This is a genomic window from Primorskyibacter flagellatus (genome assembly GCF_900176485.1).
In the GTDB taxonomy this organism is placed as follows: domain Bacteria; phylum Pseudomonadota; class Alphaproteobacteria; order Rhodobacterales; family Rhodobacteraceae; genus Primorskyibacter; species Primorskyibacter flagellatus.
Window position 1 is genome coordinate 534863 of sequence record NZ_FWYD01000001.1, and the last position, 25810, is coordinate 560672.

Below are 25810 nucleotides of genomic sequence, written 5' to 3' on the forward strand. Positions count from 1 at the left end.
CGTTCTACTCCGCGGCCTGTGTTTCATGTGTTTGGTCTAATATAGGCAATTGCATCTCGAACACTGCCCCCCCTGCATCAGAATTTCGTGCGGTCAGCCGGCCGCCCAGATCCGCTACGATACCTGAAGAAATCGCAAGTCCCAAGCCGACACCGTCACCGGGTTGCTTGGTCGTGTAAAACGGCTCGAACAATTCATCGAGATCTTCGATCCCGTGACCGTTGTCGCGCACCGTCAGAGTCGCTGATCGGCCCGAAGAAAGCAGAATATCGACCTCTGCATCATCTTCGCCCTTTGTGGCATCCAGCGCGTTGCGTAACAGGTTCACCATAACCTGTTCAATCCGCATTCTATCGCCCATCACCAGCACCGGATCGTCTGGCAGGATGCGGGTGATCTTGACCTGCCGCAGCTTCAACTGCGGCTCCATCATCGACAGCGCCGAGGCCAGCGCATCCCGCAAATCCACGGGGCTTAGCTCTTGCTGGCCCTTGCGGGCATAGGATTTCAATTGCCGGGTGATCGCGCCCATCCGTTCGATCAGGTCGTCGATACGGTGGAAGCTTGACATCGCTTCTTCGGGGCGCTCGCGGCGCAGCAAAAGCCGTGCGCCTGCCAGATAGGTCTTCATCGCCGCCAATGGCTGGTTCAACTCATGGCTGACGGCGGCGGACATTTCGCCAAGCGCTGCCAGCTTGGAACTTTGCGCCAGAGTCTGCTCGGCCACGGCCAGGTTTTCCTGAACCTTTTCACGCTCTGCAATCTCGCGCTGAAGCCGCAGGTTAAGCTGCCGCAGTTCCGCCGATTCGCGCTGGAACAGCGCCATGCGCAGCGCCGTCTTGCGGCTAAGCACATAGAAGGCCAGTGCAAGCAAAATGGCAAAACCCATGATTTCCAGCGCCAGAACGCCGTTCACTCTTTCGCGCACGGAAGTATAGGTCGTAAAGCTGGCCATGCGCCATCCGCGAAAGCTGATCCGGTTTTCGGTGCGCATCACCGCCTCGCCCAGAATATACGCGTCGGCGGAATCGCCTCTCCAGCCATCGGTGATCTTGATCGCACGCTCGATGGCACCCTCGGCCGGTTGTTTTGCAAGGGCCTCGGGTTCCGTCAATCCCCGCCAGCGCGGCTCTGTCGCCAGAATGATCGTGCCTTCGCTGTCGGTGACCAGCACCGCGTCAGAGATCCCCGCCCAGGCGCGTTCGAACTTGGCCAGATCGACCTCTACCAGGATCACGCCGACCGTATTGCCGTCGCTTTCAACCCGGCGTGAATAGGTGAAGACATAGCCACCGCTTTCACGCGGCAGCGTGGTGAACACGGTTTGGTTGGACCGCATCCCCTCGACAAAATAGCTGGCCGTGCGATGATTGGACCCTAATCTGTTACGATCCGTCGCGGCCACAGTGCGCCCGTCGCGATCCAGCAGCATCAGGGATGCCGCGCCAATTTCATCGACAAAAGAAATCAGCCGCTGCGTCGATTGCGAAAAATCGTTTGAATTCAGCGCGCCTATCAGCGCCGGATCGCGCGCCAGAAGCTGAGGCACAATGGCGTTCCGACGCAGTTCCGACAGCAGGTTCCCCGAATAAAGCGCCAGTCGCAATTCTGCCCGGTTGCGGGTGGTTTCGGTAAAGCGATCGGTCAGCAGCCGGTTGGTGAAATACACCGTGACCGCCGCCAACAAAAACAGAGTGACAAGCGCGATTCGCACCCGCCAGCCAAGCGGGGCAGAGCGACGTTTGCTTTGTGGTTTGAGGGCGCGCGTAACCATGGCCACCAGCCTAGGCTGATGGCGCGAAATCCTCAAGTCAGGCGCTGGCGAGCGCTTGCGTCAGATGAGCGAAAAACGGCGCACCATCGGTCCCGCCATGGCGCGCATCCGCCGCCCGTTCCGGATGCGGCATCATGCCCAGCACACGGCGGTTGGCAGACAGCACGCCCGCAATATCCTGTGCCGAGCCGTTGGGGTTTTCGGCATATGTGAAGGCCACGCGATCCTCATCTTGCAGACGCGCCACGGTCTCCGGATCGGCGGTATAGTTGCCATCGTGATGCGCAATCGGAATGTTGATCAGCGCGCCCTTTGTATAGGCAGAAGTGTAGATGCTGTTTTCGGTCGCAACATTCAGAGGCGTCGTTCGGCAGATATATTTCAGCCCGGCATTGCGCAACAGCGCCCCCGGCAGCAGCCCGGTCTCGGCGAGGATCTGAAAGCCGTTACAGACGCCCAGCACAAAGCCGCCCCGCTCTGCATGCGCTTTCACCGACCGGCAGATCGGCGAATTGGCGGCAATCGCACCGCAGCGCAGATAGTCACCAAAGGAGAACCCGCCCGGCAATGCCACCAGATCCAGCCCCGCGGGCAGTTCGGTGTCCTTGTGCCAGACCATTGTGACATCCAGCCCCGCCGCAGTCAGGGCGGTGGCCATGTCCCGGTCGCAATTCGAGCCGGGGAAGACGATGACGGCTGCACGCATGTCCGGGGCCCTCCTCAGGCCAATTCGATGTCGTAGCGTTCGATGACCGTATTGGCGAGCAGCTTGTCGCACATCTCGCGCACGGTCTTTTCCGACGTGCCGTCGGCCAGGTCCAGCTCGATCACCTTGCCTTGGCGCACACCGCCAACACCATCAAAGCCCAGCGACCCAAGCGCGTGGCGCACCGCCTCGCCCTGCGGATCAAGGACCCCGTCTTTCAGCATCACATGAACCCGTGCCTTCATCTTACTCTCCGGTCGGCTGAGGCACGGCCAACGCCCTGCCCTTTTCCTAATATTTTCAATCGGTTTCACCCGCGCCTTCATGCGCGGAAAGGTTTAGTTGATAAGGGTCGGTCTGGTGATCTGCGTAGCGTTCTTGGGCATGACACCAAGACGGCGCGCGACTTCAGTATAGGCATCGGTCAAGGACCCCAGATCACGGCGGAACACGTCCTTGTCCAGCTTTTGCCCGGTTTCGATGTCCCAAAGGCGGCAGCTATCGGGGCTGATCTCGTCGGCGATGATCAAGCGCTGAAAGTCACCGTCATAGACGCGTCCGATTTCGATCTTGAAATCCACCAACTTGATGCCGACGGCCATCATCACGCCCGACATGAAGTCGTTGACCCGCAGCGCGAGGCTGAGAATATCGTCCATATCCTGCTGGCTGGCCCAGCCGAAGGCCGCGATATGTTCCTCGGTGACCAGCGGATCGCCCAGCTTGTCATCCTTGTAGCAATATTCGACGATCGGACGCGGCAGAGATGTGCCTTCTTCGATCCCCAGCCGCTTGGAGAAGCTGCCGGCGGCAAAGTTGCGCACGATGATCTCCAGCGGAATAATTTCGCAGGACCGCACAAGTTGCTCGCGCATGTTCAGCCGGCGAATGAAATGGGTGGGCACGCCGATATTGTTCAGACCGGTCATGAAATATTCGCTCAGCCGGTTGTTCAGAACACCCTTGCCGTCGATCACGTCTTTTTTCTGCGCGTTGAAGGCGGTCGCGTCATCCTTGAAATACTGCACGATTGTGCCGGGCTCGGGGCCTTCATACAGGATCTTTGCCTTGCCTTCGTAGATTTTCTTGCGCCGCGCCATTTTTTCTCTTTCTTCGCCGTGCGGGGCCGAGTCCCCGCCGCACAGCGCTCTCTTAGTGCATGGGCGGCATTGTCGCAAGCGCGGCTCAAGCCTCTTGCTCTTGGGCGTTCTGTCACGCATATCAGATGAAACCGGATTTCCACCAGGGAGCAGCGCCAATGACCGCCTTTGACGACCGCGAAAGTGCCTTTGAGAACAAGTTTGCGCATGACGAAGAAATGAAATTCCGCGCCGAGGCACGGCGCAACAAGCTTCTGGGCCTGTGGGCGGCGGAGTTGCTGGGCAAGACGGGCGACGACGCCAACGCCTATGCGCGCGAAGTCATCAAATCGGATTTCGAGGAAGCCGGGCATGAGGACGTGGTGCGCAAGGTGTCTGGCGATCTGGGCGATATCGCCACCGCTGACGAGATCCGCACCAAGATGGCCGACCTGCTGATTGTGGCCAAAGGCCAGTTGATGAAAGAACTCTGACAGGTTCTCACGATCCGAATATCCGAGATATTAGACAAAGCGCCCTGCCGACAGATCGGTTCGGGGCGCTTTTTTTTGTTGGCGCTTGCCGCCGCTCCAATCCGGCTTTGCGCAAATTCTCATAATGAAGATGAACATTATGAATTTGCGTCCAGACAGGCAATGTGGGACATGGGCACAAACGTCCTGACACACGAGTGCCCTGTTCAATGACCAATCCGCTGACAAAGCTTCTTTCCGAACGTGACTGGCTGATGACAGATGGGGCGACAGGCACCAACCTGTTCAACATGGGCCTCGAATCCGGCGAGCCGCCCGAATTCTGGAATGTCGATGAACGCGCGAAGATCGTCAGCCTGTACAAAGGTGCGGTGGATGCGGGCAGCGACATCTTTCTGACCAACAGCTTCGGGGCCAATGCATCGCGGTTGAAGCTGCACAAGGCCGAAGACCGCGCCTTCGAGCTGTCGCGCATTTCCGCCGAAATCGGCCGCGAAATTGCCGATCAGGCGGGCCGCACGGTTATCGTGGCCGGGTCGGTCGGCCCCACCGGCGCGATCATGAAGCCTGTCGGCGACCTTGGCCATGCCGAAGCTGTCGCGATGTTCGAGGAAACGGCCAAGGGATTGAAAGCAGGTGGCGCGGATGTGCTGTGGCTGGAGACAATCTCGGCCCCCGAGGAATTTCGCGCCGCGGCCGAAGGCTTTGCCAATGCTGAGATGGATTGGTGCGGCACGATGAGCTTTGACACGGCGGGACGCACGATGATGGGCCTGACCTCTGCCGATATGGTGCAATTGGTCGAAAGCCTGCCCAACCCGCCCATCGGCTTCGGGGCAAATTGCGGTGTCGGCGCGTCCGACCTGCTGCGCACCGTGCTTGGCTTTTCAGCCCAGGGGACAGAGCGGCCGATCATCGCCAAGGGCAATGCCGGCATCCCGAAATTCATTGAGGGTCACATCCACTATGATGGCACCCCTGACCTGATGGCGGAATATGCCATTCTGGCCCGTGACTGCGGTGCGAGGATCATCGGCGGCTGCTGCGGCACGATGCCGGAACATCTGCGCGCCATGCGCGAGGCGTTGGAGACCCGGCCCAAGGGTCAGCGCCCATCGCTGGAGATCATCACCGAAAAGCTGGGTGGATTTTCGTCCGACAATGACGGGACGGGTGCCGACAAACCCGCCGCGCGTCCGCGACGCCGCCGCGCCCGCGGCTGACACCGCGACCACAACCCAGATTGCAAAAGGACCGCCCTGCCCGTTTTGGACAGTGCGCCGGAACAGACATGGCCCAACAGATCGCCTTAGAACAAGCTCAGCTGATCGCCCGCCCGTTTCGGCGGACAGAACAAATCACAGCGCAGCGGCGGCGTCTTTTGGTCCAGCCCGAGCCTGCGGGCCGCTACCGCGAACCGACGGGCGATGATCTGCGCATAGGCACCTTCACCGCGCATCCGCCTGCCCCAGCTGGCATCATAGTCCTTGCCGCCATGCATCTCGCGCAGCCGCGTCATGATACGGCCCGCGCGGTCCGGAAAATGCGCGGCCAGCCATTCCTGCCACAGCGGCGACACCTCTCGCGGCAAGCGCAGCATGATCCAGCTGGCCGCATCGGCACCAGCCTCAGCCCCAGCTTGCAGAATGCTTTCCAGTTCGGGATCTGTCAGCGCGGGCACGACCGGCGACACCATCAGGCGCACGGGAATGCCTGCCTGCGTCAGCCTGCGGATGGTTGCAAGGCGACGTTTCGGGGCGGGCACGCGCGGCTCCATCAACCGCGACAGTCCGGCGTCCAGTGTGGTCACGGAAATGCCCACCCGCGCCAACCCGTCCGCCGCCATATCCGCCAGAATATCTATGTCCCGCTCCACCAGCGCCCCTTTGGTGACAATGGCCACGGGGTGCCGAAACGCGCGCAACACTTCCAGACAGGCACGCATGATGCCATAGGTCTTTTCGATCGGCTGATAGGGATCGGTATTCGTGCCGATGGCAATCGGGGCCACGCGATAGCGCTTTGCCCGCAACTCTCGTGCCAACACCTCGGGGGCCTCGGGCCGCGCCACCAACCGCGTCTCGAAATCCAGACCCGGCGACAATCCCAGATAGGCATGGGTCGGACGCGCAAAACAGTAGATGCAGCCATGTTCGCAGCCCCGATAGGGATTGATCGACCGGTCGAACGGCAGATCGGGCGAGCGGTTATAGGTGATCACGCTGCGCGGCCGCTCTTCGCTGACCTGGGTGCGGATAACCGGCAGGTCTTCAGGAATATCCCAACCGTCGGACACGGCCTCGCGGACATGCCGTTCATAGCGCCCGGTGGCGCGGCTCAGCGCGGCACGTCCCGGACGTTGTTCGGCTGCGATCTGTGGGCGTCGGCAATCCATGACGTCAAACTAGAACAGATGGAGAACATTGGCAATCACAGTCGCGTTGAAACGCGGCCTCAGGTCGGTTGCAAGCCGATGCAGGTCGGAAAACGCCAAGTCACACAACCACAATAAGCTGACATACGAAATTGAACCGGTACGGCTCTGGGGCCTGCCCATACGAAAAGGAAAATCCCATGTCGGAAGAAGAAGACGAAATCATCCTGTCGGAACTCGACGACAATGATCTGGTGCAACAGATGTTCGACGATCTTTATGACGGTCTGAAGGAAGAGATCGAGGAAGGTGTGAACATCCTGCTGGAGCGGAACTGGGAACCCTACCGCATCCTGACAGAGGCCCTGGTCGGCGGCATGACCATTGTCGGGCGCGACTTCCGCGACGGCATCCTGTTCGTCCCCGAAGTGCTGCTGGCCGCCAATGCGATGAAGGGCGGGATGGCGATCCTGAAACCCCTGCTGATCGAAACCGGCGCGCCGCGCGTCGGCAAGATGGTGATCGGCACGGTCAAGGGCGACATCCACGACATCGGCAAGAACCTTGTCGGCATGATGATGGAAGGCGCGGGCTTCGAGGTGGTGGATCTGGGCATCAACAACGCCGTGGATGCCTATATCGACACGGCGAAATCCGAAGGCGCGGATATTGTCGGCATGTCAGCGCTGCTGACCACGACCATGCCTTACATGAAGGTTGTGATCGACACGATGGTCGAGCAAGGCATCCGCGACGACTATATCGTGCTGGTCGGTGGCGCGCCTCTGAACGAGGAGTTCGGCCGCGCGATCGGGGCCGACGCCTATTGCCGCGATGCCGCCGTTGCGGTTGAGACCGCGAAAGAGTTCATCGCCCGCAAGCACAACCAGATGGCTGCGGGATAATCCCTGTTTGGCCCGTCCCTGCCGGGGTCGGGCCGGGACTGTATTACAGATGACAGCAAAGCTCCCCAGCGACGAGACCCTGACAGAGACCGGATTGGAGGCCTCTGGCAAGGGTCGCGTGCTGATTATCGCCTGCGGCGCATTGGCCCGTGAAGTTCTGGCATTGGTGCGGCTCAACCGCTGGGATCATGTTGACCTGCAATGCCTGCCCGCGATCCTGCACAACCACCCCGATCAAATCACCGATGCAGTGCGGGACGCCGTCGCGCGCCACCGCAAGGACTATGCCACGATCCAGATCGCCTATGCCGATTGCGGCACTGGCGGGCAGCTTCAGGAAGCCTGCGCGCAGATGGGCGTCGACATGATCGCGGGCCCCCACTGCTACAGCTTCTTTGAGGGTAACGAGGTGTTTGCTGCCCGTGCCGAGGATGAGTTCACCGCCTTCTATCTGACCGACTTTCTGGCGCGACAGTTTGAAGCTTTCGTCTGGCGACCGCTTGGCCTTGATCGCTATCCGCAGCTGCGCGACACCTATTTCGGCCATTACGAAAAACTGGTCTATCTGGCGCAAACCGACGACCCCGCCCTGACCGAAACCGCCCGCGACTGCGCCCAGCGGTTGGGCCTGGAGTTCGAACGCCGCGGCACCGGCTACGGCGACCTTGCCACGACGCTGACCGACTGGGCAGAGGCTTAGCGCGGGGCTGTTTCAGCCAATCACAGGCGACAAACGCGGCTGCACGGCAAGTTTCACGCCCTGACACCCCGCGCCCACGCCAACATCACGCCTGCCCGTTACGCGCCAAGCGCGCGAAGCAGTTCCGGTGAGGGATCACCCGTGGCGGACATGCCGATACTGCTCTGATAGGCGGCGATTGCCTTGCGGCTGTTGGACCCGATCACGCCATCCGCGCCGCCCGCGTCAAAACCGCGGGACGTAAGCCGTTGTTGCAGCCGAATACGGTCATCCTTGGTCAGGCCAAACCTGTCAGGCGGGAAGCTGGCACGAATTGGACCGCCCCCCGCGATACGGTCGGCAAGATGGCCCACCCCGATCGCATAGCTGTCAGAGTTGTTATAGCGTTTGATCACCCCGAAATTGGACGTCACGGCAAAGCGCGGCCCACCCGGCTGAGGCTGGATGATCCGGCCCGACGGCGCGCCATTGCCAGCCTCGCCGCCCCATTTCACACCGCGCGTCCAGCCATTTTTCGCAAGATACGCCGCTGTCGAGGCGAGCGAATCTGACGGGTCTTCAGACCAGATGTCGCGGCGCCCGTCGCCGGTAAAATCGACGGCAAAAGCCTCATACGAGGTGGGAATGAACTGCGTATGTCCCATCGCGCCGGCCCATGAGCCCTTGAGATTGGAGGCCGCCACATCGCCGTTCTGAAGAATTTTGAGGGCCGCAATCAACTGCTTTTCAAAGAACGCACCGCGCCGCCCGTCAAAGGCCAGCGTTGACGTGGCAGAGATGACCGGTACATCGCCGCGCCGCTCGCCATAAAAGCTCTCCAGCCCCCAAATGGCGGTGACGATTTCGGCTGACACACCATAGCGCGATTCGACGGCCGAAAGGGTCGCGCGGTGTCTGGCAAAGGCGGCGCGCCCCTTGGACACACGCTCGTCCGAGGCGGCGATCGCGAGATAATCCTCAAGCGTCCGGCTGAATTCGGTCTGGTCGCGATCCCGCGTGACGACACCCGGAAGATACCCCGCGCCGCGAAAGCCCGCATCAAGCGTGGCGCGCGTGATGCCCTGCCGTTCCGCGCGTGCTCGGAAGCTGTTCACCCAAGCCTCATAGCCCGGATTGGGCACCGGCCGCAGATCGGTAGGCAGGCCCGCCGCGCCGCTGGGGCCGCGCAGGCCGACGGAGTTGCCACAGGCGGAAAGGCCAATCGCCCCCAGACCAAAAAGAACCGTTCTTCGCGTAGAGCGTATCATCTGACCACCATTCATTTTGCCAAAGCCTAGCGCAGGCCGCACCGGGCTAAAAGCGGGATTTCACCACCGCGACGCAACAGGCGAAACCCGAGCGACATATCGCTAAACCGACGTCACTGCTTGAGGCCGGGAAAGGCACGATAGCGATCTGAGCGCTTTACGATATCCACAGCGCATAGGTTGCCATGTACAGGTCACGCGCCGCTTCAGCCCGCAAAGCCGATCAGAGTTCAATGACCCTGACGGAACAGCCTTTGGCCGCCAGTGCAATCCGGCCCTCGCAGAGTTTCAGGGCATCGTCGCCAAACACCTCTCGGCGCCACCCGTTCAGCGCCGCAATGTCACGCAGACCGGCTGCAAGACCATCCAGATCCGCAGCGGGCGCGATCAGTTTTGACGCAACGCCAGAGCTTTCTGATTTGGCCTTCAACAGAACCCGCAGCAGATCTGCCAAAGCGGGGTTCACCTGCATCTTTTCGCGGCTGCGATCGGGTTCCGGCAGGTTTTCCTTTGGACAGTTCATCCCGTCGGCAATGGCCTTCAAAATTCCATCGGCAATATCGCCCTTGCGGGCCTCGCGCAGCAGCAGGCGCGAACGCCCAAGCTCTGCCATATTCGTGGGTTTGGTCGAGGCCAGTTCCACCAGCGCGTCATCCTTGATGACCCGGTTGCGCGGCACGTCGCGCCCCTGTGCATAGGCCTCGCGGAAGGTCGCCAGTTCCCGCACGATGGCCAGAAAGCGCGGCGAGTTGGACCGGGTCTTTATCCGTTTCCAGGCGTCTTCGGGCTGCGTCACATAGGTGTCGGGGCTGGTCAGCGTGCCCAGTTCCTCGGCCAGCCAATGATGGCGGTTTGTCTGCTCCAACTTGTCGGCTAGATATTCATAGATGTCGCGCAGATGTGTGACATCCGCCAGCGCATAGGTCTTTTGCGCGTCAGACAGCGGCCTGTGCGACCAATCCGTGAAGCGCGAGGATTTGTCGAGCTGCTGTTTGGCGATCTTGCGCACCAGTGTCTCGTAACCGACCTGATCGCCGAATCCGCACACCATTGCCGCCACCTGCGTGTCGAAAAGCGGCTTGGGAATGACGCCGGCATCGACGTAGAAGATTTCCAGATCCTGACGCGCAGCGTGAAACACCTTGACGACAGAGGTATCGCGGAAAAGTTCGTAAAGCGGCTCCAGCGACAGATCGCCTGCAAGCGGATCGACAAGTACGGCGTCATCATCGCTATCGCCGGGATAGGCCAACTGGATCAGACAGAGTTTCGAATAATATGTCCGCTCCCGCAGAAATTCCGTGTCAACCGTGACATAGGGCATTTGCCGGGCTTTGGCGCAAAATTCCGCAAGCGCCTGCGTCGTCGTCAGTGTCTGCATTCGTGTCTTCAGCTTCCTGCAAGGATGGCGGTTTGTCCGCACATTTCGTTGACGTTAGCGGGGATTCAGACGGATTGCCAGCGGGTCAGCCCAGCAGGAGAGGCGTTCGGTCATTACCGGCAAAACGGCGCAGGACCGCCGGATAAAGACGGTGCTCCATGGTAAGCACCCGCGCAGCGAGATCATCGGGTGTATCGCCAGCCTTTACCGGCACACGCGCCTGACCAAGGATCGGGCCGTCGTCAAGCTCTGCCGTGACCTCATGCACGGTGCAGCCATGTTCGGCATCACCTGCTTCAAGCGCACGGGCATGGGTGTGCAACCCGCGATATTTCGGCAGAAGTGACGGGTGGATGTTCAGCATCCGCCCTTTCCATCCGTTCACGAAAGGCGCGGTCAGAACGCGCATGAATCCGGCAAGGCAAAGGATATCGGGGGCTGCCGCTTCCAGCCGGCCCAGAAGTGCGGCCTCAAACGCGGCGCGGTCGCCCTTGTAGGCGCGGTGGTCGATGGCGGCGGTCAGCACGCCAAGGGTTGCGGCCTTTGCCAACCCTTCTGCGTCCGGATCATTGGCCAGCACCAGACAGGGGCGCGCCGGATGATCCCCGGTCATATCCTCGACCAGGCGCAGCATGTTTGATCCGCCGCCCGAAATCAGGATGGCGACTCGCTTCACCGAAGGGAACCGGAATAGACCACGCCCTGTTTGGCAGTGACGGTGCCAAGTCGCGTGACGGTCTCACCGGCGTCGCTGAGGATCGTGGTCAGCGCATCGGCTCGGTCTGGCGCCACCACGGCGATCATCCCGATGCCGCAGTTGAAGGTCTTGAGAAGTTCCGCCTCTGCCATCCCGCCGGTTTCGGCCATCCAGCCAAAGACCGGGGGCAGATCCCAGCTGTTCAGATCAATCTCGGCCCCCAGACCTTCGGGCAGTACGCGCGGCAGGTTTTCGGTCAGCCCACCGCCGGTGATATGCGCCAGGGCGTGCACGCCACCGGCGCGCACTGCCTCCAGCACTTGACGCACATAAAGCCGCGTCGGCGTCAGCAAAGCCGCGCCGAGCGTGCCAGCCTGCCAGGGACAATCGGCATTCCAGTCAAGGCCCGAAACCTCGACCAGCTTGCGCACAAGGCTGTAGCCATTGGAATGCACGCCGTCACTTGCAAGGCCCAGCAGAACGTCGCCCTCGGCCACGCCTGCCGGCAGGTCCTGTCCACGCTCCATCGCGCCCACGGCAAAGCCGGCAAGGTCGAAATCGCCGGCCGGATACATGCCCGGCATCTCGGCCGTCTCGCCGCCGATCAGCGCGGCATCGGACTGCGCACAGCCTTCGGCAATGCCTTCGATGACCTGCGCGGCGGTGTCCGTGTCCAGCTTTCCGGTCGCGAAATAATCCAGAAAGAACAGCGGCTCTGCGCCCTGACAAACAAGGTCGTTGACGCACATTGCGACCAGATCAATCCCCACGCCCGAGACATGACCGGTATCAATCGCGATCCGCAGCTTGGTGCCCACACCGTCCGTCGCGGCCACCAGAACCGGATCGCGGTACCCTGCCCCCTTGAGGTCGAACAGCGCGCCAAATCCGCCAAGCCCCGACATAACACCGGGCCGTTTGGTCCGCGCGGCCGCCGGTTTGATCCGGTCCACCAATGCGTTACCCGCGTCGATATCCACACCTGCATCCGCATAGGTGATGCCGTTCTTGCCGTCGCTCATCGCTGCTCTCCACGTCGCCTGCGCGCGCCTTACTGGATTGACCGGGCAATCTCAATCGCAAACCAGCGATGCGCGCCTGAACCGGCGATTGCGCAAGGCTCGCCGCTACGGTCTGTCACGATACCGTCTTTGCGATGATCACTGCCTAGCCACCAAAGCCGGTGCGCCCCGAACCGGTTCTGCCAAAGCCGCCGCGGGACGTTGCGGTGGCGCGCGACATGGGCGTTTTTCCGGCGGTCGCCGCCGGGCGGGTGAATTGCGCCGTGTTCAGTTTTGCGGCCCCCCGGTTGGAGGAAAACGTGCTGGACCGCGCCGCGTTGGTGAACTTGCCATCCTTGGTCTTGTAAAGCGGTTGTGACGCCGCCATCCCGGTGCGCCCGCCCAGCATGTTGCCGATCAGATACCCGGCGAGCAGCGGCATGAAAATGCCCCCCGATCCCCCCTGCTGGGCGCTGGCCTCGGTTCCGCAGGCACCTTCGCCGTGCTGCTCCTCGCAGACCTGCAAACTGTCATAGCGCGGCGCGGATTCGACATGCAGGGTCTCTGCCTCGGCAATGGCCGCTTCGCAATCCTGAACGGTGAACATGCCGCCACGGGTGGCCTCATCGGTACAGCTTTGCAGATCGGGATAGGCCGCGGAATCGACTTGCTCTTCGCGGCACCCCGCAAGGGTAAAGGCCGCAGCGCCCAGGATGGCGATGGCGACCCGATTGGAACGTTTGGTCATGTGCGGTCCTGTGTCTTGATCAGTTGTCAGTGGAGAACTAGCGCAAATCACGCAAGAATGTAATGCGGCTTGAAGCGCGACAGATCCTGCGTGATCCGGGATTTGTCCTCGCGCATCCCGATCCCCACGCAGGTGTCACCGACAACCCACGCGCCCACCACCGGACGAAACCCGTCAAATTGCGGCAAGGGCGCGTAGGCCTGAACAATGCGCGGATGCTCTGCATAGTCGGTGTTCTGCGACCGCTCGACGGTCTCGCCCTCTTTCACGATCTCGACCGATGCGCCTTCCCGCGACAGGATCGGCTTGCGCACATACCCGGCGGTCAGTTTCGCCTCAGCCCGCCCGAAGGCGGATGCCACTTCGGGTGCCGCAGCGCCCCGCCCGGCCAATGCATCGCTGACATCCTGCTCGAAGAAGGCAGGAAGAAGGTTTGGATGCCCTTCGAACATCTGCCAGAGCACCGGCAGCAGTCCCTTGTTGGACAAGAGTGCTTTCCAAGCGGGTTCTAGGAACAGGCAGCCCGATCCGGCGATGTGACTGGCATAGTCATCGCGCAGCAGGTCTTCCCACGGATAAAGCTTGAACAGCACGGCGATGCGGCGATCCTGATCGTCGAGAAACTGCCCGTCATCGCTAAGCGCGATCTTGTCCAGGTCGCAATAATGCGCGCCCAGGCCCGCCTCACGCGCTGCCCAACCCATCGCTTCGACGGTGCCGTAATCCTCCGGGTTGCCACCGACGGCGGTAAAATGCAGATCGCTCTCGGCTTCAAAGACGGCGCCGAACCGGGCCACCAGCGCTTCGTGGATGCCGTTGAACTGGTCTGTCCCGTCAGGCAGGACACCGGCGGCAAGCTGATCTTCCAGCCATTGCCACTGAAACGCCGCACTTTCGTAAAGCGAGGTCGGCGTGTCCGCGTTATATTCCAGCAGCTTCGCCGGGCCTTTCCCATCATAGGCAAAATCGAACCTGCCGTAGATTTCGGGATCCCCGCGCCGCCAGCTATCCGCCACAAGATCGCGATGCGCCTCGGGAATGGCCAAACGCTCCATCAGGGTTTCGCTGTCAAGGATATGGGCCACCGCCTCGCGGCACATGGCATGAAGCTCGGTCGCGGGATCCTCCAGATCGGTTTCGATCTGTTCAAGCGAGAACGCATAGGCCGAGGTTTCGTCCCAATAGGGCTCGCCATGCATGTCAGCAAAGGTAAAGCCGACTTCCTTTGCATGGTCGCGCCAGTCAGGCCGCTCGGCCAAGTCAACTTTCTGCATCTGGCTTCTCCCAAGCTTACACTTGGGGTCTAAGCGGATTCGCATCGAGCGGCCAGCGCCGGTTTGCCGTAAACCGGGCAACTGTCTGACGGCGGTCCGTTTTACGGGCCGCCGCTGACGAGACATGCAAGACTTCTGCGCTTAGTCGCGCAAGACCGCCATGCTGTCGCTGTCCCAGCCGATCCAGATCGGATCGGCCCCGACGGTCTGACCGGTCTCGGCATCGACAAAGGCGCGCAATGTGGCACCTTGTGCTTCTTCGACCATCAGATCCACCGCCATGCGGCTGCCGAGGAAGGTCTTGCCGACCACCTTGCCCTGCACGGCGTTTCCGGTTTCGGGACGGGTGGCGTGGAATCCCAGCTTTTCAAGCCGGACCGATGCCGTAATCGGTGCGCCTTCCGGCGGCGCGCCAGCGGGGGCATGTCCGCGCAAGGTCTGGCCGAACCAGTCCATCACCACGGCATCGCCGTCATGCCCGCGCATTTCACCCGAAAGCAGGTTGGTCTCGCCGATGAATTCGGCCACGAAACGGCTTGCAGGGTGGAAATACAGATCCTCCGGCGTGCCGTCCTGTTCAACCCGGCCCTTGTTCATAACCACGATACGGTCGGACATGGTCAGCGCCTCTTCCTGATCGTGGGTCACGAAGAAGAAGGTCTTGTTGGTCCGGCGCTGGATGGATTTCAACTCTTGCTGAACCTGTCCGCGCAGTTTTGCATCCAGCGCGCCCAGCGGTTCGTCCAGCAACAAAAGCGCCGGATCGGGGGCCAGTGCCCGCGCCAGCGCCACCCGCTGCCGTTGGCCGCCGGACAGTTGCGCCGGATAGCGATCGCCAAAAGCGTCCAGTTCAAGGAACGACATGATCTCGTCAGAGCGCCGCTTGATGGATGCCTTGTCCATCCCCTTCAGTTCCAGCCCGAAAGAGATGTTCTGCCCCACGGTCATATGCGGGAACAATGCATAATCCTGAAACACCATGTTCACCTGCCGCTTTTCAGGCGGCTGCGTCGTCACATCCTGGCCGTCCAGAATAACCCGGCCCGTGGTCGGACGTTCGAACCCGCCCAGAATACGCAGGGTCGTGGATTTCCCGCAGCCGGACGGCCCGAGGAAGGTCACGAACTCGCCCCGCGCGATGTCTAGCGTCAGATCGTCCAGCGCCACGGTGTCGCCGAAATGCTTCGAGACGCCCTCAATGCGGACAAGGGGTGTTTGATCGGTCATGCTTTGGTGTCCTTGTTCATGCGGCGGGTGAAACGCTCTGCCCAGATGCCGATGGCGGCGGTCAGGACAAGCGCCACTGTGGCGATGGCGTTGATCTCGGGCGACATGCCCGATTTCAGCTTTGCGAAGATCAGCACCGGCAGGGTCGGCTCATAGCCACCAAGGAAGAAGGAGCGGACAAAATCGTCAAAGCTGAGGAGAAGACAGAAGATGCTGGCCCCCAGAATGGCCGGCACAAGATAGGGCAGCGTGATGCGCAGAAAGGCGATGATCGGGTCGGCGCCAAGGTCGCGCGCGGCCTCAAGCTGGCTTTTCGGCAAGGTGGACAGCCGCGCCATGACGACAAGCACCACGAAAGGCACGTTATGCACGGCATGCGCCCAGACAATCGCGCCCATTCCGGGCTCTATCCCCAGATAACGGGCATAGATCCGGAACGCGATGGCCGAGATGATACCCGGCACCAGCGCCGGCAGAACCGTCATCCCGAAAATGGCCGTCCGGCCCCAGAATTTGCGCCCCTCAAGCAACACGGCGATCCATGTCCCGACAGCCACGGAAATCAGCGTAGCCAGCACGGCGATGGCAGCGGAATAGCCAAGGGTCGAGAGAATCTCGGCATCGGCGAACACCCCGGTATACCAGTCAAGCGTCCATGACTTGATCGGGAAGCCGATGAATTTGCTGTCCTTGAAGCCCATCAGGATCATCAGGATCAGCGGAACAAAGACATAGAGCACGAACGCCCAATAGACGCAGGATAGCAGAATACGGTTGCCGCGGTTCATTTTGTATCTCCCTTGCGCAGGGCGTTCATCAGTTTCTGGAATACGGCCGTCAGGACCAGAGCCGCAAAGAACATGATCGTGGCAAAGGCCGCGCCTGTCGGCCATTGATCACCCGCCACATGGAAGAAACCGGCAATGGTTTCGGCAAAGGTGGTGGTCGATGGCCCACCCAGAAGAACCGGCGTGGCGTAGAACCCTGTCGAGATCAGGAAGACCAGCGTACAGCCCGACGAAATCCCCTCGATCGTCAGGGGCAGCGTCACCCGGCGGAACCGGGTCCATGCCCCTGCCCCCAGATCGGCGGCGGCCTCATTATAGCTGCGCGGCAGTTTCTCCAGCGCGGAATAGAGCGGCAGCAACATATAAAGCGCGGTCAGGTAGACGATGCCCACCCCCATGGAAAAGCTGGTATACATGAACGGGATCGGCCGGTCGATCAGTCCCAATGTCTTGAGCACAAGGTTCAGCGCTCCGGTATTGCCCAGCAGGATCATGATCGCATAGGTGCGCACGATCTCGCCCACCCAGAACGGGATCAGCAGCAGCAAAAGAAACAGCATCTGGTTCTTGCGGCTGACATGCCGGGCCAGAAAATAGGCGACCGGATAGGTCAGGATCAGTGTGCAGAAAGTGAACCCGCCCGCGAAGATCAATGTGCGGAAAAACGGCTGCCAGAAGATCTGATCGCCGAAGAAGCGCGCGTAATTGTCCAGTGTGAAATGCTGCTCTACCCCGGGGGCCACCGGATAGGCATCTGTCAGGCTGACCCTGACCATCTGCAACATCGGGCCAAGATGCTGGGTCAGCACCCAGAGCAGCGGAAAGATTGCAAGGATCAGGAACTGCCGGCGCGGAGACGCCGTGACCAACCCCATCAGCGCGCGATAAGGTGACCAGTTGGACAGACGCCCCCAGAAGGTGCGCCCGACCCCGGTATGCGCGTCGACATCCTGGGTGGCGCGCGAGGCTGCCTCATTGCTCATACGGGGGTCCTCTTTCAAGAAGATCTGGTGTGAAGGTTTGTGGTGCCCTGCCCGCCAGATTGGGCGGACAAGGGCAATTCTCTGTTGACGCGATCAAGCGGCCTTGATGGCCTCGACCGCGGGGTCCATGAGACCGTATTTCAGCTCGTTTTCCTCGGCGCGGAAGAATTGCAGGTTGGCAAGCTGCTCTTCCGGGAAGGAGGTCGACTTCTTCTCCAGATCCGTCAGATACTGAGCGGAATCCTTGTAGGTAGAGATGAAACCGGATGCTTTGGTCATCGCCGCGCCAATCTCGGGCGACGACAACATTGCATCGAGGAACGTATAGGCATTGTCGGCATTGGGCGCGTTATTGGCGACGTTCAGCGTATAGACAAACCCGTAAGAGCCTTCCTGCGGGATGCTCATCGCCAGTGGGAAGCCGTCATTGATCAGGGCCGCCGCCGGGCCATTCCAGCTATGCCCAAGCGCGATGTCCTGATTGACGAACATCTGCTGGATCTCGGCACCGCTGTCGTAATATTTACGCACCAAGGGCTTCTTTTCGATCATGAATTGCTGGATCTCTGCCATGATCTCAGCAGCCTTTTCGTGATCGTCGGCATATTCGATGAAGTTGCCGTCATAGCCCTTCATCAGCATCACGATCGACAGCATGTCCTGAATGATATAGGCGGTCTGGCCCTTGTATTTCTCGGAGAACAGCGTGTCCCAGGTCTGCGCTTCCTCGGCGGTGACCAGATCGGTGTTGTAGGACAGCACCTCCATCCCGGACAGGATCGGAACGCCCCACTTGTTGCCATTGATCGTCGACCAGTCGCTTTCCGAGAAGGTCGGGTTGATCTTGTCCCAATTGCTCAGACGGTCGGTATCCATCGGTGCCAGCAAATCACTTTCGATGAATTGCAGGAACCGGTGGCCCGCGACGGTCATGATGTCGACGCTCGGGTTGGGTTGTTCGGCAGCAAGCAGGTTGAACTGTTTGCCCTGGTCGTCGACCAGACGCACGTTGACCTTGATGCCGGTCTCGGCTTCGAACTGTTCCTTGAACGCCTCGGGCACGAAGTCGTTATAGGTCCAGATATTGACCTCGCCGCCCTGCGCATGCGCGCGGCGCAGATAGGCGGGGCTGGCAAGGGCCGCACCGGTCATTGCGGCGGTGCCGAGGAACCGGCGGCGGTTAAAAATAAGTTTAGACATATCGGGCGTCTCCTTGTTGGTCTTGGTTTTGTCCGTATCTCTTGATGTTCAGGACACCGTTTCCGGTGCGTCTTGCAGCAGACCGGTACGGGCGGCCTGTCGCAGATCGTCCAGACTGAAGCGGTCAAGCTCCAGCGCGTTCAACAGCGTATTCTCGCGGGCGAAATCACGGCCATACATGGCCGAAAATATCTCGATACCCGCCTCATGCAGCTTTGCGGGGCTGCCTGCCAGCCGTCCCAGCACGGCCGTCAGTTGCAGCCCGTAAGGCACGTCTTCGGTGACATAGCGGCTGTCGGCGGTGGCCGGACCTGTGCCGCCATTGCCCTGCGCATGCATCTGCTGGTTCATTTCGGAAATCGAGGCAACAGGCACGTGAAAGCTCAGATGGAAATGTTCAAAGATTGTCCGGACGCTAAGCCCCAGCTTTTCCGCAATCGCCAGCCGCTCAAGATCCAGTTGTTCCAGCAGGCGGCCCACTTTGGGGGTGACGTTCTGGCCCTGGCTCCATGTCTCACCGCGCTCCATCCGTGTGATATTGCCAAGCGCGATGCCCAGGTGGTTCTGCGGGTTCAGGTTCGACAATGAAATCGCCAGAAGCCCGTCACGCGGCTGGAACCGGTCTCCGAACAGGTTTTGGCAAACAGCCAACGCATCGTCGGCTGCGGTTTCCGGGACGGTGCACAAATCCACACGGGCGCGCAGCGTGTTGACCTTCACCGCCGCCCCTTCCTGCCGCCGCCCGGTGACAACTGTGGTGCCCCAGGCAGTGATCGGCGCAGTCACGCCACGCTTTGCCAGCAACTGCATCAGATAAACGGCCCCAAGCGAGGCATGCGACGAGATGATGACATGCTGCCCGTCGCGGATATGCGGTGCCAAAGCGTCCAGCACGGTCTTGTGGCCATAGCCGGGCAGCGCTATCAGAACCGCATCGTTTTCCTCGGCCAGTTGCTGTGCGCTGCCAGCAACGCGCGGTGAAAACTCTGCCTCGACAGCGCCACTGGCATGCAAGGGCGCCGCTTTCAGCGCCTCTGTTCCGGCACCGGAAGGCGACCAGAGCATCGGGTCATGCCCCTGCTCGTGCAGCAAGGCTGCGCTGCCAAAGGCGATAGAGCCTGCACCTGCAATTCCAACTCTGGCTTTGGTCGTGGTCATCAGTCTCTCACTTTCGGTTACCGTCATGCGACTCATGCTATGCGCAGAGAGGCTGGCGCGTCAATATGGCGGACACAATTCCACTAAACAGGAAAATGCTGACCACTCACGCCTTGGCCTCCTGTCGCACCGGATCGCCCAGCACATGCATCAGCCGGTTGGCCCAGCCGAACAGCGCCGACGAAAGGATCAGGTCGAGGATCTCTTCCTCGCTCAGCCCAGCCGCGCGCAGCGCCTGCATCTCTGCCTCGCCCGCGGCGGGCGGTGCCTCTGCCGCCTTGCGCGCAAAGTCAAAAATCGCGCGATTCCTGTCATTTAGATCAGCATCTTCACCTTTTGCAAAAAGCGTATCAGTGACGGCTGTGTCTTTCTCAAGCTTGGCATGGCGATCGGCATGGACGGCGGCACAGTAGATGCAGCGATTGACCATCGACGCCGCCAATGCGCCCAGTTCTCGCTCTGCCCGGCTCATCCCGCCGGAGTCGTACATGATGGCGTTGAACAGCGGCGAGCGGACTTTCAGGCTTTCGACATCATGGGCCAATGTCAGCACATAATCCGAAACCTTGGTGTTGGAGGGCGTGACCTGAAGCGCATCAAGCTGTGCCTGCGTGGCCTCGGCCAGTTTGACCGGCGTTACACGCGGCTGCCAGTGTGGCACGGTGCGGGTGAATTTGTGGACGACGCGGCTCATGTCAGCTCTCCCTGCATCAGGCGCAGCCCGGCGATCACCCGGATCTGATAGGCCAGAAATGCGACCAACTCGCAGAGCCGCACAATATCGGCGTCTGCGATGCCTTCGGCCTGAAGCCCTGCGATATCCTCTGGTGCGATATCGCGGGTCTGGTTGGCGACTTTGTCGACAAAGGCCACGACCGTGCCCAGCCCTTGGCCTGCGCCTGTCTCTGACGGGTCAGCCAAAACGGCATGATCCCCGGCCCCAGCCAGATAGTGCTGTGCCAAAGCCTCATCCGCAGACAGCCGCGCCACGCGCGCGGCCAATGCGGCACGGGTGGCGTGATCGAATGCACCGCAATCCTCGGGGCGTAGAACGGCGTTTTCAGCGGATTGCGTCATTTCGATGATATTGGCACGGGTGGCCGTCGCGTCTGCCACGGCGCTGCCGTTTGTCACACCGGCGATTGTCAGAACTGTCGAGTCATTATGGGTCATGCTATCTGACCTTCTCGCGTTTGCGCCCCAACCTCAAGCTCTGTCGGCTCCCATTCGTCACCTTTCAACTCTGGCGTGTCATAGTCCTGCATCGCTTGCCAATGGGTCGTCACATCCTCGGCATAGAGCGTTGCAGCCACCGCGCGGGACAACCATGCGGCACCTTCACTGATACCCGGAATATCACCGCTGATCTTGCCCAGACTGGCCGACGCGCCGTAGTTGAAGCAGTAGACCTTGTTCAGCCAAGGCGCTGTTCCGGGATGCTTTTCGCGGAAGGTGAAATCCTCATTGAGATAGGGAAAGCGCCCCAGATCGCCGGATTCTTCGCCCTCTGGTGGCGTGTAGACGTCCTGCCACAACAGGATGTCGTCTGCGGTTTCGCCAAATTCTGTCCGGGCCATCGGGTCGATGACAAACCCGGTGCCAAGGATCACGAAATCCGCCTCGTAGGCCGTGCCGTCAGCAAAATGCACGACCGCGCAATTGCCGCGCTGCTCGATCCGTGTGGTGGCCTTGCCGAAGTGGAAATAGGCGTTCGGATGGCGGCTGACACGTTTTGTGGACCCGTGCGGAGGCGGTGTCTGCGTGGCAAAGCTGTACTGCATGAACCGCCAGCGCCATTCATCGGGAAGGGCTGCGTAGCCTGCGGTGAATCCGAAACTGCCGATGCCCATCATCTTGTTGATTGTCGGCATTTCTTTGCGCCGCACCAGATGACGGACCTCCGCCGCGCCGTGTTCCAGCGCCTCGGCGGCATTATCCACGGCAGAAGCTCCGACACCGATCACCGCGACCCGCTTGCCCTTGAGAGCGTCAAAGTCGATCGCGTCGGCGCTATGTGCCCAAAGATGACGCGGCAAATCCTTGATAAAGCCCGGAATATTCGGCCCGCCCGTGCCGTCGCGCCCGGTTGCAAAGATCAGCTTTCGGGTCAGGGTCGTTTCGGTCTTCGCACCGGATACCGACAAGCGGATCAGATCGTCTTCGGGATCGACCTTATCAACTGAAACACCATTTTCGACAGGTATATCAAGAACCTGCCTGTACCAACGAAGGTAGTCCATCCACATTGGCCGCGGGATCTTGTCCAGCGCGTCCCAGTCCTTCGTGCCGAATTGCGCCCGGAACCACGCCTGAAAGGTCAATGCGCCATGCCCATAGGCGGGGCCGGTCAACACTTTCGGCGAGCGCAAGGTCTCCATCCGCGCGTAGTTCAGCCACGGGCCTTCACGGCCGGGCTCTGCCCGGTCAAGGACGCGGACGTTGTGAATGCCGGCTGTTTTCAGGGCCAGCCAAGCGACCATGCCGCACATGCCGCCACCGATGATGACCACATCCGAGACACCGTCCTGATGCGGCACCCAGTCCTTGCCTGGGACGCACAGAAATTCGAGGTCTTCTCGCAGCCGTGCCTCAAGTACAGGCAAGCCCTGCGCGTCAATTGGACTTGAATCCGTGGTTTGCATGGGAATCATCCTACGAGATTTATGTGTTTCTAATCAGCATCAGTTAGCGGTCCGGGCCCAAATCGGATGAAATTCATCAATCCGAAAGGCATGGACGTGGCGATGTTGCGGGCCGGAGGCCGGCACATTGCGCAGATGCGGGTGATCGTCGGGAAGTTCGGGATGGCTGTGCAGGCGCTCCAGCGGATCATGTGCAGGCCAGACGCGCATCGCCATCATGGCCACCAGCGCGCAGAGCCCCGACAGGATCAGCAGCGCCGGTTCCAGCGAAACGGTTCCCGCCAGCCAGCCCGCCAGCGGATAGGCGACAAGCCAGCCGGCATGGCTAAGCGAGAACTGCGCGGCGAAGACCGCGGCCCGGTCGGTTTGTGACGCGGACCGGGTGATGACCAGCCCGCCGGGCGTCAGCACCAGCGAGGATGCCGCGCCGAATGCGATCCACGCGACCGCCATAAAGGCGAGCGGCGGCGATGGCAGCAGCGCGAAAGCGGCACCCGCAGCGGCAAACCCAAATGCGCCCGCAAGCATCGCGGAACGCTCGGAATATCGGATCAGAAGGCGGGGCACGAAGACGGCACCAAGGCCGGCACCGACCCCGTAAAAGGCCATCAGGATCGGATAGAAACGCTCAGCATCGTTCAGGCGCGCACCTGCGTAGACGACTGAATTGACCAGCACCCAGGCCATTGCCAATGACAGTGCAAAATTCAGCAGGAACAGGCCGCGCAAGCGCGGCGTGCGCCCGTAGATCCACATCCCGCGCAGCGCGCGTTTGAGGAACGGCCCTTTGCGGGCGGCCTCGCCGCGCGCCGGGAACTTTGCCATCAGCAGAGCAACGACCGACCCCAGAAAAGCCAGCGCAGCCGCAACAAAAAGTGCCTCGCCGGTCACCAGATTCAGGACGGCGGCGGCAATCACCGGGCTCAGCACGGCCTCCAGCGTATAGGCAATCCGCGACCAGGCCAGCGCGCGGGTATAGGTTTCCTCTTCCGGCAAGACATCCGGGATCACCGATTGGAACAACGGCGTGAACCCGGCGGCCAGCACGAAAAAAACAAAAGCCAACCCGGCGACGTGCCATGTTTCCGTGACAAAAACCATTGGCAGCAGGATCAGCATCCGCCCCAGATCCAAGCCCACCATGGCCCGTTTGCGCGAGACATTCACCAAAAGCGTTTCGGCCAACGGTGCAAGCAGCACATAAGCCACCATCTTCAGCGCCAGCAGCAGGCCCAAGACCTTGCCGCCTGCGGCAATCCCGCCGATCCGGTACGCGGCCAGCGACAATGCCACGGTCAGCAGCCCGACGCCGACAAGCGAACAGATCTGCGCCGCGAACAGGCGGCGGAAGGCGGGACTGGAAAGTGGGCTTGTCACGATGCGAGCGTTTCTTTCACGGAGCTATCTGGTGTGAATCGGGCGGTTCTCGGGTCAGCCCGGTATTGGTCCGCATAGTCTGGCGCGTCCAGCGCAAGTTTGTCCACCGCTGAAATAATCGCATCCACCTTGTCATCTGACAGCAGCGCCGAAAGGTTCAAACGTACCCAGCCCGGCTTCTCAAGTTCTTCTCCGCGCGCGATCGCGGCCTGCATCGTATCGGACCGGGCCTGGTCAAGGCCCAGCAACCGATGCGCATAAGGCCCGGCACACGCACAGCCCCCCCGCGCCTGGACGCCGTAAAGGTCGCTGAGCAGTCGGGTAAAAAGCTGGTGGTGGACGTATCCACCTGCACCGTCGCGCACGCGAAAGCTGAAAATCGGCAATGCAGTCGCGTCGGGCTGGCCCAGAATTTCGAGCCGCGGGTTTTGCGACCAGCGTGCCAGGGCGCGCGCGCGCAATTCAGCCTGACGTTTGTCCAGCCAGTCTTGTCCCAGCGCTTCTTTCACCATCAGCGCCAGCGCCACGCGGATATCTCCGACGACGTTGGGCGTGCCACCTTCCTCACGGTCGCTAAGCCGCGAGGAATAGACATGCCCCCACGGCGAGACGAAACTGACCGTGCCGCCCCCCGGCAAGGTTGGGCGGAACTGCCTTGCGATGACATCCCGCAGGATCATCACGCCCGATGCCCCCGGCCCGCCGGGAAACTTGTGCGGTGAAAAGACGATGGCATCCTTGGCTGCGTCGGTTCCGGCGCACATGTCCATCCGCGTATACGGTGCAGCACATCCGTAATCCCACAACGCCAGCGCGCCATACGATTTCAGCAATCGTGTCACCGCATCGACATCTGTCACGATCCCGGTGACGTTGGACGCCGCAGAGAACGAGCCGGCCAACAGATCCGCCCCCTGCGCGGCTTCAAGCACCGCTGTCAGTTCATCCATATCCGGGCCACCTGACGACACCTCGGAAATCTCTATGACCTCGGCACCGCTTTCACGCCATGGCAGCAGGTTGGAGTGATGTTCGTAAGGACCGACGATCAACACGGCCCGACCGCCACGCGCGGTGATCCCGGCGATATCCAATAGCCCGGCAATCCGGTTGATCCCGGCGGTAGAGCCGGATCCGGTGAAAACCACGCTTGTGTCTTCGCCGGCACCGGTCAGACGGGCAATTTCGGCGCGCGCGGATTCGCGCAGCCGTGTCGTAAAGGCACCGCAATAGGAGGCTTGTGTATGGCTGTTGGCGTAATAGGGCAGCACCCGGTCGCGTATGAAATCCTCGACCTGCGCCAGCGCCCGGCCCGAGGCGACATAGTCGGCATAAAGCAACGGGCGGGGGCCGAACGGTCCTTCGATCGTAATGCCATCACCGATCAGCCCCTCCTGAATGCGGCGCACAAGATCCGGGCCTGTCAGCGATTTTCTGAACTCATCAAGAGGGGACATTCCGGCTCCGTCATTGGTTGGTAAGACCGATCCAATATGACACCTTACCTGTAGATTTTGTTACTGATATTCACCTTGATAGAACAATTATTCTATCATATGAACGAAGAATGACGCAAAAGTTGGATCATATTGACCGCCTCATCCTGCAAGAACTGCAACGTGATTCCGCGCAGTCCCAGCGTGCGCTGAGCGATCGTATCGGATTGTCCCAAAACGCGTGCTGGCGCAGGCTCAAGACGCTGGAGGCGTCCGGCGTCCTGCAAAACCGCACTGTCGTGCTGGACCGCAAACAGCTGGGCATGGGGCTGGTGGTGTTCGTCATGGTCAAGACGCGACATCATTCCGCAAGCTGGCTGAAAGAGTTTCGCCAACAGGTCACCACCATCCCCGAAGTGATCGACTTTTTTCGGATCGGCGGCGAATACGATTACCTTCTGAAAATCGTGACGCGCGACATGACCAGTTTTGACGAGGTCTACAAGCGTCTGATCGAACAGATCGAGCTTGAGACCGTCACCTCGTATTTCGCGATGGAAGCCATCGCCGAACAGCGGCCCATACCGTTGACATGACGCAGCACGCCACCGCCAGCATT

The 25810-nt window shown here is 60.9% G+C and carries 26 protein-coding genes; 5 read left to right on the forward strand and 21 right to left on the reverse strand.

Going from position 1 to position 25810, the window contains the following annotated elements:
* Positions 1-4: 4 nt before the first annotated feature.
* From B8991_RS02515 to purC, 4 genes are all read right to left on the reverse strand, one after another.
* Positions 5-1774, reverse strand: coding sequence for a sensor histidine kinase (locus tag B8991_RS02515; RefSeq protein WP_084350204.1), 1770 nt, complete (start codon positions 1772-1774; stop codon positions 5-7).
* A 37-nt stretch (positions 1775-1811) separates the two neighbouring features.
* A complete protein-coding gene (purQ, locus tag B8991_RS02520; protein ID WP_084350205.1) occupies positions 1812-2480 on the reverse strand; it encodes a phosphoribosylformylglycinamidine synthase subunit PurQ in 669 nt (222 codons plus the stop codon).
* A gap of 14 nt (positions 2481-2494) precedes the next feature.
* The gene (purS, locus tag B8991_RS02525) at positions 2495-2725 is read right to left on the reverse strand and encodes a phosphoribosylformylglycinamidine synthase subunit PurS (protein ID WP_084350206.1); all 231 of its coding nucleotides are present in this window, start codon (positions 2723-2725) and stop codon (positions 2495-2497) included.
* Between the two features lie 93 nt (positions 2726-2818).
* Complete coding sequence (purC, locus tag B8991_RS02530; RefSeq protein ID WP_084350207.1) at positions 2819-3580, reverse strand: phosphoribosylaminoimidazolesuccinocarboxamide synthase; 762 nt, start codon at positions 3578-3580, stop codon at positions 2819-2821.
* Positions 3581-3738: 158 nt separating this feature from the next.
* Between purC and B8991_RS02535 the strand changes: the two genes are divergently transcribed.
* Positions 3739-4053, forward strand: coding sequence for a DUF1476 domain-containing protein (locus B8991_RS02535; RefSeq protein ID WP_084350208.1), 315 nt, complete (start codon positions 3739-3741; stop codon positions 4051-4053).
* Positions 4054-4262: 209 nt separating this feature from the next.
* On the forward strand, positions 4263-5276 hold the full coding sequence (gene bmt / locus B8991_RS02540) for a betaine--homocysteine S-methyltransferase (RefSeq protein ID WP_084350209.1): 1014 nt from the start codon (positions 4263-4265) through the stop codon (positions 5274-5276).
* 86 nt (positions 5277-5362) lie between these two features.
* On the opposite strand, the gene B8991_RS02545 is transcribed toward bmt, so the two are convergent.
* Positions 5363-6448 (reverse strand): PA0069 family radical SAM protein, encoded by a 1086-nt coding sequence (locus B8991_RS02545; RefSeq protein WP_084350210.1) that lies wholly within the window; start codon positions 6446-6448, stop codon positions 5363-5365.
* A 179-nt stretch (positions 6449-6627) separates the two neighbouring features.
* Here B8991_RS02545 and B8991_RS02550 point away from each other — a divergent pair, with 179 nt between their 5' ends.
* Positions 6628-7332: a corrinoid protein gene (locus tag B8991_RS02550; protein ID WP_084350211.1), complete on the forward strand. Its 705-nt coding sequence runs from the start codon at positions 6628-6630 to the stop codon at positions 7330-7332.
* A 49-nt stretch (positions 7333-7381) separates the two neighbouring features.
* Positions 7382-8032: a DUF1638 domain-containing protein gene (locus B8991_RS02555; RefSeq protein ID WP_084350212.1), complete on the forward strand. Its 651-nt coding sequence runs from the start codon at positions 7382-7384 to the stop codon at positions 8030-8032.
* Positions 8033-8130: 98 nt separating this feature from the next.
* On the opposite strand, the gene B8991_RS02560 is transcribed toward B8991_RS02555, so the two are convergent.
* From B8991_RS02560 to B8991_RS02635, 16 genes are all read right to left on the reverse strand, one after another.
* The gene (locus B8991_RS02560) at positions 8131-9279 is read right to left on the reverse strand and encodes a lytic murein transglycosylase (RefSeq protein ID WP_084350325.1); all 1149 of its coding nucleotides are present in this window, start codon (positions 9277-9279) and stop codon (positions 8131-8133) included.
* 223 nt (positions 9280-9502) lie between these two features.
* Positions 9503-10660, reverse strand: coding sequence for a ribonuclease D (rnd, locus tag B8991_RS02565; RefSeq protein ID WP_084350213.1), 1158 nt, complete (start codon positions 10658-10660; stop codon positions 9503-9505).
* 85 nt (positions 10661-10745) lie between these two features.
* Positions 10746-11336, reverse strand: coding sequence for a phosphoribosylglycinamide formyltransferase (gene purN, locus B8991_RS02570; protein WP_084350214.1), 591 nt, complete (start codon positions 11334-11336; stop codon positions 10746-10748).
* Positions 11333-12379 (reverse strand): phosphoribosylformylglycinamidine cyclo-ligase, encoded by a 1047-nt coding sequence (purM, locus tag B8991_RS02575; RefSeq protein ID WP_084350215.1) that lies wholly within the window; start codon positions 12377-12379, stop codon positions 11333-11335. Before purM ends, purN begins: the two co-directional genes overlap by 4 nt.
* A 145-nt stretch (positions 12380-12524) precedes the next feature.
* Positions 12525-13106, reverse strand: coding sequence for a DUF1190 domain-containing protein (locus B8991_RS02580; protein ID WP_084350216.1), 582 nt, complete (start codon positions 13104-13106; stop codon positions 12525-12527).
* 47 nt (positions 13107-13153) lie between these two features.
* Positions 13154-14380: a glutathionylspermidine synthase family protein gene (locus B8991_RS02585; RefSeq protein ID WP_084350217.1), complete on the reverse strand. Its 1227-nt coding sequence runs from the start codon at positions 14378-14380 to the stop codon at positions 13154-13156.
* 141 nt (positions 14381-14521) lie between these two features.
* The gene (locus tag B8991_RS02590; RefSeq protein WP_084350218.1) at positions 14522-15607 is read right to left on the reverse strand and encodes an ABC transporter ATP-binding protein; all 1086 of its coding nucleotides are present in this window, start codon (positions 15605-15607) and stop codon (positions 14522-14524) included.
* Complete coding sequence (locus B8991_RS02595) at positions 15604-16395, reverse strand: ABC transporter permease (RefSeq protein ID WP_084350219.1); 792 nt, start codon at positions 16393-16395, stop codon at positions 15604-15606. The genes B8991_RS02590 and B8991_RS02595 overlap by 4 nt, the downstream gene beginning before the upstream one ends.
* Complete coding sequence (locus tag B8991_RS02600; protein WP_084350220.1) at positions 16392-17378, reverse strand: ABC transporter permease; 987 nt, start codon at positions 17376-17378, stop codon at positions 16392-16394. Before B8991_RS02600 ends, B8991_RS02595 begins: the two co-directional genes overlap by 4 nt.
* 93 nt (positions 17379-17471) lie before the next feature.
* The gene (locus B8991_RS02605; protein ID WP_084350221.1) at positions 17472-18578 is read right to left on the reverse strand and encodes an ABC transporter substrate-binding protein; all 1107 of its coding nucleotides are present in this window, start codon (positions 18576-18578) and stop codon (positions 17472-17474) included.
* A gap of 48 nt (positions 18579-18626) precedes the next feature.
* Positions 18627-19736: an NAD/NADP octopine/nopaline dehydrogenase family protein gene (locus B8991_RS02610; RefSeq protein ID WP_084350222.1), complete on the reverse strand. Its 1110-nt coding sequence runs from the start codon at positions 19734-19736 to the stop codon at positions 18627-18629.
* A gap of 106 nt (positions 19737-19842) precedes the next feature.
* The gene (locus B8991_RS02615; protein WP_084350223.1) at positions 19843-20430 is read right to left on the reverse strand and encodes a peroxidase-related enzyme; all 588 of its coding nucleotides are present in this window, start codon (positions 20428-20430) and stop codon (positions 19843-19845) included.
* The gene (locus B8991_RS02620) at positions 20427-20909 is read right to left on the reverse strand and encodes a hypothetical protein (RefSeq protein WP_084350224.1); all 483 of its coding nucleotides are present in this window, start codon (positions 20907-20909) and stop codon (positions 20427-20429) included. Before B8991_RS02620 ends, B8991_RS02615 begins: the two co-directional genes overlap by 4 nt.
* Positions 20906-22378 (reverse strand): NAD(P)-binding domain-containing protein, encoded by a 1473-nt coding sequence (locus tag B8991_RS02625; protein ID WP_084350225.1) that lies wholly within the window; start codon positions 22376-22378, stop codon positions 20906-20908. Before B8991_RS02625 ends, B8991_RS02620 begins: the two co-directional genes overlap by 4 nt.
* 39 nt (positions 22379-22417) lie before the next feature.
* Positions 22418-23755, reverse strand: a complete 1338-nt coding sequence (locus B8991_RS02630; RefSeq protein ID WP_084350226.1) for an MFS transporter — start codon at positions 23753-23755, stop codon at positions 22418-22420.
* Positions 23752-25212 carry an aminotransferase class V-fold PLP-dependent enzyme gene (locus B8991_RS02635; RefSeq protein ID WP_084350227.1) on the reverse strand — a complete coding sequence of 487 codons (1461 nt, stop codon included), beginning with the start codon at positions 25210-25212 and terminating at the stop codon, positions 23752-23754. The genes B8991_RS02630 and B8991_RS02635 overlap by 4 nt, the downstream gene beginning before the upstream one ends.
* 110 nt (positions 25213-25322) lie before the next feature.
* Here B8991_RS02635 and B8991_RS02640 point away from each other — a divergent pair, with 110 nt between their 5' ends.
* Positions 25323-25787: an Lrp/AsnC family transcriptional regulator gene (locus tag B8991_RS02640; protein ID WP_084350228.1), complete on the forward strand. Its 465-nt coding sequence runs from the start codon at positions 25323-25325 to the stop codon at positions 25785-25787.
* Positions 25788-25810 lie beyond the last annotated feature (23 nt).